This is a genomic window from Acidovorax sp. GW821-FHT09A11 (genome assembly GCF_059418365.1).
The window spans coordinates 438,018-450,776 of record NZ_JBWKPS010000001.1 but is presented as its reverse complement, the minus strand read 5'-3'; the positions used below and the strand labels follow the sequence as shown (position 1 = coordinate 450,776).

12 protein-coding genes are annotated in these 12,759 nt (G+C 69.2%); 7 read left to right on the top strand and 5 right to left on the bottom strand.

Annotated elements, in window-relative coordinates:
• Positions 1-67 precede the first annotated feature (67 nt).
• Complete coding sequence (locus AC07PV_RS02115) at positions 68-502, top strand: nuclear transport factor 2 family protein (RefSeq protein ID WP_218338525.1); 435 nt, start codon at positions 68-70, stop codon at positions 500-502.
• Here AC07PV_RS02115 and AC07PV_RS02110 read toward each other — a convergent pair.
• Entirely contained in the window at positions 480-1,406 is a 927-nt protein-coding gene (locus AC07PV_RS02110; RefSeq protein WP_492805082.1) for a LysR family transcriptional regulator, read from the bottom strand. The two genes, AC07PV_RS02115 and AC07PV_RS02110, sit on opposite strands and share 23 nt — an antisense overlap.
• 108 nt (positions 1,407-1,514) lie before the next feature.
• On the opposite strand from AC07PV_RS02110, the gene metE reads away from it, so the two are divergent.
• Complete coding sequence (gene metE, locus AC07PV_RS02105) at positions 1,515-3,896, top strand: 5-methyltetrahydropteroyltriglutamate--homocysteine S-methyltransferase (protein ID WP_494629243.1); 2,382 nt, start codon at positions 1,515-1,517, stop codon at positions 3,894-3,896.
• A 35-nt stretch (positions 3,897-3,931) separates the two neighbouring features.
• Here the strand turns inward: metE and AC07PV_RS02100 are convergent, their stop codons facing one another.
• Together AC07PV_RS02100 and AC07PV_RS02095 are read right to left on the bottom strand one after the other, a co-directional pair.
• Positions 3,932-4,885: a ketopantoate reductase family protein gene (locus AC07PV_RS02100; protein ID WP_218294918.1), complete on the bottom strand. Its 954-nt coding sequence runs from the start codon at positions 4,883-4,885 to the stop codon at positions 3,932-3,934.
• A gap of 82 nt (positions 4,886-4,967) precedes the next feature.
• On the bottom strand, positions 4,968-5,558 hold the full coding sequence (locus AC07PV_RS02095) for a Pr6Pr family membrane protein (protein WP_494629242.1): 591 nt from the start codon (positions 5,556-5,558) through the stop codon (positions 4,968-4,970).
• 256 nt (positions 5,559-5,814) lie between these two features.
• On the opposite strand from AC07PV_RS02095, the gene AC07PV_RS02090 reads away from it, so the two are divergent.
• The 5 genes from AC07PV_RS02090 (at position 5,815) to AC07PV_RS02070 (ending at position 11,232) form a co-directional block, all read left to right on the top strand.
• Positions 5,815-6,318 (top strand): MarR family winged helix-turn-helix transcriptional regulator, encoded by a 504-nt coding sequence (locus AC07PV_RS02090; RefSeq protein WP_218338520.1) that lies wholly within the window; start codon positions 5,815-5,817, stop codon positions 6,316-6,318.
• Positions 6,319-6,359: 41 nt separating this feature from the next.
• Positions 6,360-7,829, top strand: a complete 1,470-nt coding sequence (locus AC07PV_RS02085) for an efflux transporter outer membrane subunit (RefSeq protein ID WP_494629240.1) — start codon at positions 6,360-6,362, stop codon at positions 7,827-7,829.
• 53 nt (positions 7,830-7,882) lie between these two features.
• A complete protein-coding gene (locus tag AC07PV_RS02080; protein WP_255590774.1) occupies positions 7,883-9,187 on the top strand; it encodes an HlyD family secretion protein in 1,305 nt (434 codons plus the stop codon).
• Between the two features lie 15 nt (positions 9,188-9,202).
• Entirely contained in the window at positions 9,203-10,834 is a 1,632-nt protein-coding gene (locus AC07PV_RS02075; RefSeq protein ID WP_494629239.1) for a DHA2 family efflux MFS transporter permease subunit, read from the top strand.
• Positions 10,835-11,073: 239 nt separating this feature from the next.
• The gene (locus AC07PV_RS02070; protein WP_007856361.1) at positions 11,074-11,232 is read left to right on the top strand and encodes a DUF3309 family protein; all 159 of its coding nucleotides are present in this window, start codon (positions 11,074-11,076) and stop codon (positions 11,230-11,232) included.
• A gap of 151 nt (positions 11,233-11,383) precedes the next feature.
• On the opposite strand, the gene AC07PV_RS02065 is transcribed toward AC07PV_RS02070, so the two are convergent.
• Positions 11,384-11,953: an EF-hand domain-containing protein gene (locus AC07PV_RS02065; protein ID WP_494629238.1), complete on the bottom strand. Its 570-nt coding sequence runs from the start codon at positions 11,951-11,953 to the stop codon at positions 11,384-11,386.
• Between the two features lie 326 nt (positions 11,954-12,279).
• Complete coding sequence (locus tag AC07PV_RS02060; protein WP_494629236.1) at positions 12,280-12,741, bottom strand: YiiD C-terminal domain-containing protein; 462 nt, start codon at positions 12,739-12,741, stop codon at positions 12,280-12,282.
• Positions 12,742-12,759 lie beyond the last annotated feature (18 nt).

Here is a 12,759-nt window from a genome sequence, read left to right as displayed (position 1 = left end):
CTCTTGTCGTGCGGCGCGGAGTTGGCGAAGCTACGCACTCCACTCCACGCCCTTTGCATCGCCACGTATGAGCCATTCCCCCATCGACACCGTCCGCACCTACCTCGCCCACCTGCATGCCAGTCATACCGACGGGCTGATTGCCTGTTTTGAAGACGATGGCATGGTGCATTCGCCCTTTCTGGGCACCATGCGCGCGAGGGGCTTTTTCCAAAAGCTCGCCCAGGCTTCCAGCCGCAGCGTGATCACCGTGCTGGATCTGTTCGCCTCCGCCCAACCAGAAAGCGGCGGCGCCGTGCGGGTCGCCGCCTATTTCCGCTACGACTGGACCTTGAACGATGGCCGCGAGGTGACTTTCACCTGCGTGGATGTGTTCACGTTCGACGCGGGCAGCACCCGCATCCGCGACATGAACATCGTCTACGACACCCACCCGCTGCGCGAAGAGGTGGGCGACAAGTACGCGCCGGATCCGATTATCACAACAACTCCACGCCCTTGAGCGTGACAAAACTCGTCTCGCGCGTGACCTGCACAAAGTCCTGCAGGTACGGCTTGGCCGACAGGCTGGGCAGGCAGGCGGCGTGCAGTTCGCCACGCAACCCCCGGGCTCCGATGGGCCTGGCCGTCACATACCCCCGGTCCAGGTAACTCTGCACCGCCCACAGCGGCAGCGCCGCCACGCCGCGCCCGCTGGCCACCAGCTGCAGCATGGCCACCGTCAGCTCGGTGGTGCGGCGCGGGGGGCGCACCCCGGCGGGCTCCAGCACCTGGCGGATCAGGTCCAGCATTTCGTCGGGCACGGGGTAGGTGATGATGGTCTGGTCGGCAAAGTCCTGCGCCACCAGGTGCGGCCTGGCCACCAGCGGGTGCGTCTTGGCCAGCAGCGCGCGGATCTCGAAGCCAAACAGCGCGTGGTAGTCCACGCCCGCCTCGTCGGCATCCACCTCCGACACGATGGCCACGTCGGCCCGGCCCTGGTGCAGCAGGCCCACCGGGTCGGCGTGAAAGCCGCTCACGATGTCCAGCTCCACCTCGGGCCAGCGGGTGCGAAACGCGTCCATGGCGGGCATGAGCCAGTCAAAGCAGGTGTGGCATTCCACCGCAATGCGCATCTGCCCGCCCTGCCCCAGCACCAGACGGGCAATGTCGCGTTCGGCCCCTTCCACCTGCGGCAGCATCGCATCGGCCAGCGCCAGCAGGCGTTCGCCCACGGCGGTGAACTGCGGCGGGACGGACTTGCGCTCAAACAGCGGCTGGCCATAGCGGTCCTCCAACAGCTTGATCTGGTGCGACAGCGCCGACTGCGTGAGGTTGAGCAGCTGCGCGGCCCGCACCAGGCTGCCGCTGTCGCGCAGGGCGACCAGGGTGCGCAGGTGGCGCACTTCCAGAATCGACTGGTTCATTACTAATTTTCAAGTTGATCGCATAAAACTTTCGTTTGAATAATAAACGAGCCCGCGCGACCATCGGTGCCTTCATTGCATTGCTCCATTCAGAAGAAGGAAATCACCATGTCGCTCGCCGCCCAATCCTCCTCTCGCCCTGTGCTCACGCACACACTGGGCTTTCCGCGCATGGGGGCGCAGCGCGAACTGAAATTCGCGCTCGAGTCCTTCTGGCGCGGCGACAGTACCGAGGCCGAGCTGCAGGCCACCGCCGCCCAATTGCGCCAGTTGCATTGGCAGGCGCAGGCCGATGCGGGCCTGGGTTGTGTGACGGTGGGCGACTTTGCGCTGTACGACCACGTGGCCAACCACATCCAGCTGCTGGGCTGCGAGCCTGCGCGCTTTGGCTTTGACGCCCACACGCCCGAGCTGGCGCGCTACTTTGCGATGGCGCGGGGCGTGTCGGCCCACGCCGCCGAAGACCATCAGGGCTGCAGCGCCGGTTGCCAGGCAAAGCACACCACCGCAGGCCAGCCCGCTCTGGAGATGACCAAGTGGTTTGACACCAACTACCACTACCTCGTGCCCGAGTTCAGCGCCCACACCCAGTTCCGCCTGGCCAGCGAGCGCCTGTTCGCCGAAGTGGCCGAGGCCCAGGCGCTGGGCCACCGCGTCAAGGCCGTGCTGCTGGGGCCCCTGAGCCTTTTGTGGCTGGGCAAATCCAAAACGGCGGGTTTTGACCGCTTCAGCCTGCTGGAGTCATTGCTGCCGGTGTACGAAACCGTGCTGGCGCGCCTGAAAGCCCAGGGCGTGGAATGGGTGCAGATCGACGAACCCATCCTGGGCCTGGACCTGCCCGACACCTGGCGCCATGCGTTCGAACCCAGCTACTGGCAACTGGCGCGCAGCGCGCCCAAGTTGCTGCTGGCCACGTACTTCTCGCCACTGGCCGAGAACCTGCGCCTGGCCTGCCAGCTGCCCGTGGCCGGCCTGCATGTGGACGCCGTGCGCTCCCCCGACGAGCTGGTGGGCGTGGCGGACTGGCTGCCCTCGCACAAGGTGCTGTCCGTGGGCATCGTGGACGGCCGCAACATCTGGCGCACCGACCTCGATGCCGCTCTGGCCAAGCTGCGCCCCGTGGCCGACAAGCACCAGGGCGAGCTGTGGCTGGCACCGTCGTGCTCTCTGCTGCATGTGCCGTTCAGCTTAGAGGCCGAAACGCAGCTGGATGCCGAAGTGAAATCCTGGCTGGCGTTTGCCGTCGAAAAGCTCGACGAGCTGCGTGTGCTTGCCGCCGCCTTGTCGCAAGGCGAGGTTGCGGTGGACGATGAATTGCACGCCGCCCGCATCGCCCTGGCCGCCCGCCGCGCCAGCCCCCGCGTTCACCGTGCCACCGTGGCCGCCCGCCTGGCCGCCGCTGCGCCGGGGGCCGACCAGCGCCACGACGTCTTTCCCGCCAGGCAAAAGGCACAGCGCGCACGCCTGAAGCTGCCGCTGCTGCCCACCACCACGATTGGCTCGTTCCCGCAGACGGCGGAGATCCGCGCAGCCCGTGCCGCCTTCAAGCGCGGGGCACTGGATGCGGCCCACTACCAACAAAAGATGCAAGCGGAAATTGCCCTGGCCGTGCGCAAGCAGGAAGCCCTGGGCATCGACGTGCTGGTGCATGGCGAGGCAGAGCGCAATGACATGGTCGAATACTTTGGCGAGCAGCTCGACGGTTTCGCCTTCACCGCCAACGGCTGGGTGCAAAGCTATGGCTCACGCTGCGTGAAGCCGCCCATCATCTACGGCGACGTGGCCCGCCCCACGCCTATGACCGTGGCCTGGACGCAGTACGCGCAGAGCCTGACCGACCGCCCCATGAAGGGCATGCTCACCGGACCCATCACCATCCTGCAGTGGAGCTTCGTGCGCGACGACCAGCCGCGCGCCACCACGGCCGACCAGATCGCCTGGGCCATCCGCGACGAGGTGTGTGATCTGGAAGCCGCCGGCATCGCCATCATCCAGATCGACGAGCCCGCCATCCGCGAGGGCCTGCCGCTGCGCCGCGCCGGGTGGAAGAGCTATCTGGAGCGCGCCACACGCGCGTTCCGCATCAGTGCCAGCGGCGTGCGCAACGACACCCAGATCCACACCCACATGTGCTACAGCGAGTTCAACGACATCCTGCCCGCCATCGCGGCCATGGATGCCGATGTGATCACCATCGAGACCAGCCGGTCGGACATGGAACTGCTGCAGGGTTTTGGCGACTTCAAATATCCCAACGAGATCGGCCCCGGCGTGTACGACATCCACTCCCCCCGCGTGCCCGGCGTGCAGGAGATGGCCGCGCTGCTGGAAAAAGCCGCCGAGGTCGTGCCCGTGGAGCACCTGTGGGTGAACCCCGACTGCGGCCTGAAAACCCGGGGCTGGCCCGAGACCGAAGCCGCCCTGCGCCACATGGTGCAGGCCGCGCAGGAAGTGCGCGAGCGGCTGCTGGAGGAAGCGGCCCTGGCATGACGGAGGCCCCGCCGCGAGATCGGCTGGCCGCCCACTCAGCCCGCAGCGCCCTTCATCTCCGCCAATTTCACGAGGACCAGCAAAGCGTGGTTGAGGGGCGTGGGCACGCCCAGAGCGGCCCCGCGCCTGACGACGTAGCCGTTCAGATGGTCGATCTCGGTGGGCTTGCCCCGCGCCAGGTCCTGTGCGGTGGACGAGAACTGGCCGGGCATGGTGGCAGCGATGCCGCGCACGGCGGCCTGCACGTCGCCCGCAATCGTCACTCCGTCAGCAGCCGCCACGGCCAGGCATTCGGCCACGATGTCGGCGATCACCTGCGTCACGCCGGGCACCTGTACCAGCGGGCCATAGGGCTGCTGCGACAGGGCCGAGAGCGCGTTGTACGCGCTGTTGAGCACCAGCTTGGCCCACAACGCACCGCGCACGTTGTCTGACACCTGGGTGGGGATGCCCGCCGCCGTGAGCTGGCGGGCGGCCTCGCCGCTGCGTGGCGATGGCGCAATCACCAGCTCGCCCCGGCCATGGTGCACCACATGCCCCGGGCCGCCCATGGCGGTGGCGACGTACACCACGGCGGCGGCCACGGGGGTGCTGGCGCCGAGCACGGCGCGCACGCGCTCGTCGTTGTCCACGCCGTTCTGCAGGGTCAGCACCAGCGTGCCGGGCGCCAGGTGCGGGCGCATCCCGCGCGCGGCGTCCTCCGAGTCCGAGGACTTGACGCAGAACAGCACCACGTCGGCCCCCAGCACCGCGCTGGCCTCGGTGCTGGCCGCCAGCGGCACCTGCACATCCAGCACGGCTGTCTGCAGGCGCAGCCCGCGTTCGCGCACGGCCTGCACATGGGCGGGCCGGCCAATGAGCGTCACCGGGTGCCCGGCGCGTGCCAGCAGCGCGCCGTAGTAGCAGCCCACCGCCCCCGCGCCCATGACGGCGATACGCAGCAAGGGGCCGGGGGTGGGCGGGGCGCTGGAGGAAACGGCTGTGGTCATGGAAAGTCCGGGGGACACAAAAAGAAGGCTGGGCCGATGGGCCTTGAGACTATATCGGGCGATCCGCCGCCCGCGCGCACGCTCAGGCGCCGCGCAGCACGCGCTCCGCCCACCTGCCCGCCCCCAGGAAGAGGAAGCCCACCAGCACGAAGCCGCCCAGCAGGCCAGCCGCATTGCGCAGCACCATGGCATACCCCAGGGCGTTCACATCGATGAACGGATACGGGTAGCTGCCCAGCCACACGCCGCGCACCAGCGCATAGGCAAAGTACGCCAGCGGGTAGGCGCAGGCTGCGAGCGGCACCCACCACCGCAACCCGCGCTTGCCGGGCGCGGCCCCCAGCCAGTACAGGCCGAACAGCACGGGCACCGCGTAGTGCAGCAGCACATCGGCCAGCCACTGCCAGCCCTGGGGATCCCAGATGTTGCGCAGCAGGAAGTGGTAGGCCAGGCCCACCAGAACAATGCTGATGGCGGCACACGCCTGCACCGGCGCGCGCGCGAAGAACCGCCCCCAGGAGGAGCCTGCGGCCACCGCCGGCAGGGTCAGCACCAGGGCCACCAGGATGTTCGTGAGCACGGTGAAGTACCCCAGATAGGCCACCAGGCCCTGCAGGGCGGACTGGCCGCCGGCCAACGCAAGCCGCAGGGAAAGCACCAGCTGGAGCAGCACGGCGAACCAGACAAGCAGTGCAAGGGAAAAGGTGGCCCGCCTTTCGGCCGGGGTGGGGCGCGCGGCGTGCGCAGACGGGGGTGGCGAAGGATTCAAGGGTGTGCCCTGCTCTCGATGGGATGTGCCAGCACCATAGCCCAAAGGCCGTGGCACGGCCATCTCACCCAGGGACGGAAGTTGCAATAACCCCTGGCAACAACTCGGGAATCAGTTGATTGCAAAGACAATCATTGTCTAGTCAATTAAATTCCTGCCCATGACTTCCGCGCGTCCCACCCCCTCGATCCAGGGCTTCTACAGCCCCGACCACCTCCAGCCCGAGGACAGCGTGGGCTACCTCATGCGCAAGGTGATGTCCTCCATCCGCACCCAGGCGGATGCGCAGCTGGCTCCGCGCGACCTGACCTACGCCCAGTGGCTGCCGCTGTACAAGATCTCGCGCTGCGACAAGACCACGGTGGCCAGCCTCGCCCGCGACCTGGAGACCGATCCGGCGTCGATGACCCGGGCACTCGACCGGCTCGAAGCCAAGGGCCTGGTGCTGCGCGAGCGTTCCACCACGGACCGCCGCGTGGTGCAGCTCGCGCTCACGGCCGAAGGCCAGGCCGTGGCCGCCCAGGTGCCCGCCGTGCTGGCGGACGTGCTCAACGGCCACCTGAGCGACTTCACCCACGACGAATGGCAGCTGCTGCTGCGCATGCTGCGCCGCATGCTGGCCAATGGCGAAGCGCTGCGCCAGCAGCCGCCCGCGCAGCCCTGATCGCGGTGCCCCGTACTTTTTTCGAATCCCTGGAGATTGACGTGTCCCAACCCACCCCCTTTTCAACCCGCGCCGCCGTGGCGGCCCACTTCGCCGTCTCGGCCGTCGCGCTGGCGGCCGCCCTGTTCCTGGTCGGCTGCGCCAGCCCCGGGCCGGCACACACGCCGCTGGCACAGACCACGCCCGCCGGGGCGGGTCTGAACGCCTCGGCCAGCGAATCGGCCGCCCCGTCGCAGTGGTGGACCACCCTGGGCGACGCACAGCTCAATGCCCTGGTCGACAAGGCCCTGCAGGGCAGCCCCAGCCTGGCCGTGAGCCGCGCCCGCCTGGAGCAGGCCGTGGCGCTGAGCCAGGTGCGCGAAGCCGCCAGCGGCCCGCAGGTGAACCTGGGCGTGGACGCCACGCGCCAGCGCTACACCGCGCACGGCCTGGTGCCCGCCCCGGTGGCCGGCAACACCTACAACAGTGGCACGGTGCAGGCGACGTTCAGCTGGTCGCCCGACTTCTTTGGCCAGCACGCCGCCGAGCTGCAGGCCGCCCTGGGCCAGGCGCGCGCGGCCCAGGCCGATGCTGCCGCGGCAGCCAACACCCTGGCTGCCCAGGTGGGACGCAGCTACGTGGCCCTGGCGCGCCTGGTGTCGCAACGCGAAGTCGCGGTGCGCGCGCTGGAGCAGCGCGAAGAGCAGCGCCGCCTGACCAATGACCGCGTGGCCGCGGGCCTCGACAGCCAGGTCGAGCTGACCCAGGCCCAGGCCGCCGTGCCCGATGCGCGCACGCAGATCGAGGCGCTGGACGAGCAGATCACCCTGGCGCGCCGCCAGGTGGCCGTGCTCACCGGCCAGGCACCCGATGCGCTCACCACCCTGACCCCGCAGCTGGCCGCCCTGCAGCCCGCGCCCGTGCCCGAGGCGCTGGGCGCCGACCTGCTGGGCCGCCGCCCCGACGTGGTGGCCGCGCGCTGGCGCGTGGAAGCCGCCACCCAGGGCGTGAAGGTCGCGCGCACGGAGTTCTATCCCAACATCAACATCGGCGCCTTCATCGGCCTGAACTCGCTGGGGCTGGACAACCTGTTCAACGCCGGCTCGCGCCAGATGGGCGTGACGCCTGCCCTGCGCCTGCCGATCTTCGACGGCGGCCGCCTGCGCGCGCAGCTGGGCGGCCGCCAGGCCGAGCTCGACGCCGCCATCGCCCAGTACAACGGCATGGTGCTCGACGCGGTCAAGGAAGCCGGCGACGCCATGGCCTCGGTGCAGTCGCTCACGCGCCAGCAGGCGCTGCAGGACGATGCCGCCGCCAGCGCCGAGAAGGCCTACCGCTTCGCGCAGGAGCGCTACCGCGCGGGCCTGGGCAACTATCTGGTGGTGCTGTCCACCGAAAGCCAGGTGCTCGCCCAGCGCCGCCTGGCCGTGGACCTGCGCGCGCGCCAGCTCGACACCCGCCTCATGCTGATGAAGGCCCTGGGCGGCGGCTGGACGGACGACACCGACACGCTGCGCACCGCCGCGCGCTGATTCCTGGCACACGAAAAACACACACAACAAACACCTACCGAAAGATCACAGCCATGAGCGAACCCCTCACCTCCCAAGAAGCCAACACCGCCCGCCGCCGGGGCCTGACCCTGATCGCCGCCGCCGTGGCCCTGGCCGCCATCGGCTGGGGCGGCTGGCACTGGGCCAATGGCCGCCATGTGGAGACCACCGACAACGCCTACGTGGCGGGCAACGTGGTGCAGATCACGCCGCAGATCGGCGGCACCGTGGTCTCCATCGGCGCGGACGACACCGATTACGTGAAGGCCGGCCAGCTGCTGGTCAAGCTCGACCCCGCCGATGCCCGCGTGGCGCTGGAGCAGGCCGAGGCCCAGCTGGCGCAGACCGTGCGTGAAGTGCGCACCCTGTTCGCCAACAATTCCACGCTGAAGGCCCAGGTCAGCCTGCGCAGCGCCGACCTGGCGCGCGCCCAGGCCGAAGCCGCCCGCCTGCAGGACGACGTGGCCCGCCGCGCGCCGCTGATGGCCAGCGGCGCCGTGGGCAAGGAAGAGTTCCAGCACGCCACGGCCCAGGTCACCGCCGCCAAAAGCACCGTGGCCGCAGCCCAGGCCGCCGTGGTGGCCGCGCAGGAGCAACTGGCCGCCAGCCAGACACAGACCGAAGGCACCTCCATCGAGCAGCACCCCAACGTGCAGCGCGCCTCGGCACGCGTGCGCGAGGCCTACCTGGCCGTGCAGCGCGCCCAGCTGGTGGCGCCGCTCGACGGCCACGTCGCCAAGCGCGGCGTGCAGGTGGGCCAGCGCGTGCAGGCCGGTGCCCCGCTGATGACACTGGTGGCCCTGAACGACCTGTGGGTGGACGCCAACTTCAAGGAAAGCCAGCTGCAGAACCTGCGCATCGGCCAGCCCGCCGAGCTGGTGGCCGACGTGTACGGCACCAAGGTCGTCTACCACGGCAAGGTCGCCGGCCTGGGTGCCGGCACGGGCGCCGCCTTCGCGCTGCTGCCCGCGCAGAACGCCACGGGCAACTGGATCAAGGTGGTGCAGCGCGTGCCCGTGCGCATTGCCCTCGACCCCAAGGAAGTCAGCGAACACGCCTTGCGCGTGGGCCTGTCGATGGACGTGAAGGTGGACACGGCCGACCAGAGCGGCAAGACCCTGTCCGACACCCAGCGCACCACGCCCGTGGCCGCCACCGCCGTGTTCGACGCGCAGTTCAAGGCCGCCGACGACGAGGTGGCCCAGATCATCGCCGCCAACCTGGGCCGCAAGGCCCTGGCCGTGGCCTCGCCCAAGGTGGTCCAGACGCCGGGCGGCAGCGCCGGGCAGGCACAGAACCACGCCTCCGCCCCCGTGCGCGCCCCTGTGGTGCAGTAAGCCGGAGTCTTTTCCATGACTGCCGCCAACCCCACCGCGGACCAGGCCGGCGCCTCGGCGCTGCCCGCCGCGCCGCCGCCAGCCGCCCCGCCCGGGCCGCCCACGGCCTACCCCCCGCTGCAGGGCACGGCCCTGCTGCTGGGCACGCTGTCGCTGTCGCTGGCCACGTTCATGAACGTGCTGGACTCGTCCATCGCCAACGTCTCCATCCCCGCCATTGCCGGTGACCTGGGCGTGAGCCCGGGCCAGGGCACCTGGGTCATCACCAGCTTCGGCGTGGCCAACGCCATCTCGGTGCCGCTCACGGGCTGGCTCACGCAGCGCTTCGGCGCGGTGCGGCTGTTCACCATGAGCGTGCTGCTGTTCGTGCTCACCTCCTGGCTGTGCGGCTTCGCCTCGTCGCTGGAGATGCTGGTCTTCTTTCGCGTGCTGCAGGGCCTGGTCGCCGGGCCGATGATCCCGCTGTCGCAGACGCTGCTCCTGGCCAGCTACCCGCGTGCCCTCGCCGGAACGGCGCTGGCCCTGTGGGGCGTGACCACGCTGGTCGCGCCCGTGGTGGGGCCGCTCCTGGGCGGGTGGATCACGGACAACATCTCCTGGCCGTGGATCTTCTACATCAACGTGCCCGTGGGGCTGCTGGCCGGCGTGCTCACCTGGGGCATCTACCGCAAGCGCGAGACCCCGATCCGCAAGCTGCCGATCGACACCGTCGGCCTGTCCCTGCTGGTGCTGTGGGTGGGCGCGCTGCAGCTCATGCTCGACAAGGGCAAGGAGCTCGACTGGTTCGCCTCCAACGAGATCATCATCATGGCCGTCGTCGCCGTGGTGGCGTTCGCCGTGTTCCTGGTCTGGGAGCTCACCGACAAGCACCCGGTGGTGGACCTCAAGCTCTTCAAGGGCCGCAACTTCACCTTCGGCGCGCTCGCGCTGTCGGTGGCCTATGCCCTCTTCTTCGGCAACGTGGTGCTGCTGCCGCTGTGGCTGCAGCAGTGGATGGGCTACACCGCCACCTCGGCCGGCATGGCGCTGGCGCCGGTGGGCATCTTCGCCATCCTGCTCACGCCGCTGGTGGGCCGCAAGGTCGGCCAGTGGGACCCCCGGCGCATGGCGACGGGCGCGTTCATCGTGTTCGGCATCGTGCTGTGGATGCGTTCGCAGTTCACCGTGCAGACCGACTTCATCCACATCCTGATCCCCACCCTGCTGCAGGGTGCGGCCATGGCGTTCTTCTTCATCCCGCTGACCACGCTGACGCTGGCCGGGGTGGCCCCCGAGCGCATTCCGGCCGCCGCCGGGCTGAGCAACTTCGTGCGCATCACCGCCGGGGCCATGGGCACGTCCATCGCCACCACGCTGTGGGAAAGCCGCGCCGCCATGCACCATGCGCACCTGACCGAGGGCCTGGTGCAGGGCCAGGGCGTGTTCGCCATCACGCTGGACAACCTGATGGCATCGGGCCTGACACAGTTGCAGGCGCTGGCGCAGGTGAACCGGCTGATCGACCAGCAGGCATTCACCCGCGCGGCCAACGACATCTTCCTCGGATCGGCCGGGCTGTTCCTGCTGCTGATCGGGCTGATCTGGCTGACCAGGCGGCCGCCCAGGGCCCAGGGCCCGGGCGCCGCCGACGCGGCCGGAGCGCATTGAGGGCCAGCGGGCCGGCAGCAGCTGAATAACACCGGAAAATGGCTGCAGCGCTTTAACAACAAGCGCTGGCAGCTATTTTTTTATAGCACCCAAGCCACCTGCCGCGCCCTGCGGCACTGCGCGGCCTCCCACAGGCCACGTCGGAAAAACCTGACCTCCAGGCGGGCGCGGCACCTTCGGCCGCACCCCGGGGGGCGCCCCAACAATGCAGTCACCGCAACACACAACAAGGAACTGCCATGTCGCTCTCGCTGATTCTGCTGATCGTCCTCATCCTCATCCTGGTTGGCGCACTGCCAACCTGGGGCCACAGCCGCTCATGGGGCTACGGACCCAGCGGCGGGATCGGGCTGGTGGTGCTGATTCTCGTGATCCTGCTGCTGATGGGCAGGATATGACGACGACACCTCCCGGCTGAGGCCGGGGGCCCTGCTCCCGCAAGGGGTGGCGGCACCTGTCGGCCCCGCAAGAGAACGGCGCTTCCTTGGAAGCGCCGTTTTTTTATGCCTGTTGGAGGCACCGGGTTCGATGCCCCTGCGGCCTGGCTTTTCACGCTCGGCGCTGGCCCGCTGCCGCGAAGGCTGTCGAGAACGCCGCGAACTCCTTCTGCGCCACCGTGCCATCCGCGTTGCCGCCCTGGTCCATGAGCTGCATCACCGCCTGCGAAAAACCACTGCCCGCCTGGGCGCCCTTGGTACTGGCCAGGCCCTTGAGGAATTCATCCTGCGAGATGGATCCGTCCTTGTTGGTGTCAAAGCCTGCCGTCAGCTGCTCGGTTTGGGCCTCGGTGGCACCAAAGCGGGCAAGCAGGTCCCGAAAATCCTCCCTGGAGACCGACCGGCCGCCCGATGCGCCGGAAGCCCCCGCCGGCACCGGACCGCCGCCCCGCCCCACCGCGCCCACGGCGGGGCCGTCGAGTTTGCCCTGCGAGACCAGAATGCCTTTTTCTGCAAACCCTGCCAGTGCCTCGGCCTGCGGACTCAGGGTGAGGACCGTGGAGGACTCAGGCTCGGTCGCACCAGCGCCGCGCCGCGATGCGGCGGACTTGCCCGGCCCGCTGGAGGCTGCGTTGAAGATCAGAGAGGCTACGGACGCAAGGCCGGAGATAAGAGGTGACATCGCCATGGACTCCTGTGGGGCAAAACCCGGTGTCCTGGCCCTTCCTGCTGGTCCTTGCTTGGAGAAGACAAAAGGACAAGGCCACCGTGATCACCGCTTCGCCCAGGACATGAAGGGTACGCCGCGCCCCACGACGCAGTGGCAGGATGAAAGCACCCTTTGGACCCCATTTCGGCACCTGTCCGGCACATCCCGGCTGCGATGCGGCGCTCCGTGCCCCAGCGTTGGAGCACGCCGGCGTCTCGCCTGCCCGGAGCGCGGGGACAAACCCGGGGGCTGGATGCCCCGGCGGCCCGCCGCAGTCGGCGTGCGCCCAGGGCCCTGCCCTACGGGTAACCCGGCCCGAACGCCACGAACTCTCCTTCCAGCCGCCCCGCTGGCCGCCCATCGCAGTGCAGCGCCGACGCCTGCACGATCCGGCCCAGCCCCTTGCGCTGCAGCATCCGGATGAAAGAGCGCCAGGCCTGCGGCGTGGGCGCCTGCGCCACGGCGGTGAAGGCGCCGGCCATGGGCGCGAGGTAGTCCATGGTGTTGCGCTGGATCACCAGGCGGCTGCCCAGTTGCTCGGCCGACAGGCGCAGGTGCAGCATCGACCAGGCGGCCAGGATCGCCACGGCCGATGCGCTGCCGCCAAACACCGTATCGCGGTGGTTGATGTTGGGCCCCAGCGGAGCGGCCAGCACCACCTGCTGCGGCGTGGCGTCGACCACCGTCACCTCCATGGCGTGGGACAGGGGAATGTGCTGGTGCAGATAGGCTTGGAGGTCAAGGGGAGTCACGGCGTGCATTCTGAAGGGTCACGGGGA

What these genes read in the sequence shown, in the direction of transcription:
- AC07PV_RS02115 (WP_218338525.1), top strand. Translation starts at nt 68, where the DNA reads ATGAGCCATTCCCCCATCGACACCGTCCGCACCTACCTCGCCCACCTG.
- AC07PV_RS02110 (WP_492805082.1), bottom strand. Translation starts at nt 1,406, where the DNA reads ATGAACCAGTCGATTCTGGAAGTGCGCCACCTGCGCACCCTGGTCGCC.
- metE (WP_494629243.1), top strand. Translation starts at nt 1,515, where the DNA reads ATGTCGCTCGCCGCCCAATCCTCCTCTCGCCCTGTGCTCACGCACACA.
- AC07PV_RS02100 (WP_218294918.1), bottom strand. Translation starts at nt 4,885, where the DNA reads ATGACCACAGCCGTTTCCTCCAGCGCCCCGCCCACCCCCGGCCCCTTG.
- AC07PV_RS02090 (WP_218338520.1), top strand. Translation starts at nt 5,815, where the DNA reads ATGACTTCCGCGCGTCCCACCCCCTCGATCCAGGGCTTCTACAGCCCC.
- AC07PV_RS02080 (WP_255590774.1), top strand. Translation starts at nt 7,883, where the DNA reads ATGAGCGAACCCCTCACCTCCCAAGAAGCCAACACCGCCCGCCGCCGG.
- AC07PV_RS02075 (WP_494629239.1), top strand. Translation starts at nt 9,203, where the DNA reads ATGACTGCCGCCAACCCCACCGCGGACCAGGCCGGCGCCTCGGCGCTG.
- AC07PV_RS02070 (WP_007856361.1), top strand. Translation starts at nt 11,074, where the DNA reads ATGTCGCTCTCGCTGATTCTGCTGATCGTCCTCATCCTCATCCTGGTT.
- AC07PV_RS02065 (WP_494629238.1), bottom strand. Translation starts at nt 11,953, where the DNA reads ATGTCACCTCTTATCTCCGGCCTTGCGTCCGTAGCCTCTCTGATCTTC.
- AC07PV_RS02060 (WP_494629236.1), bottom strand. Translation starts at nt 12,741, where the DNA reads ATGCACGCCGTGACTCCCCTTGACCTCCAAGCCTATCTGCACCAGCAC.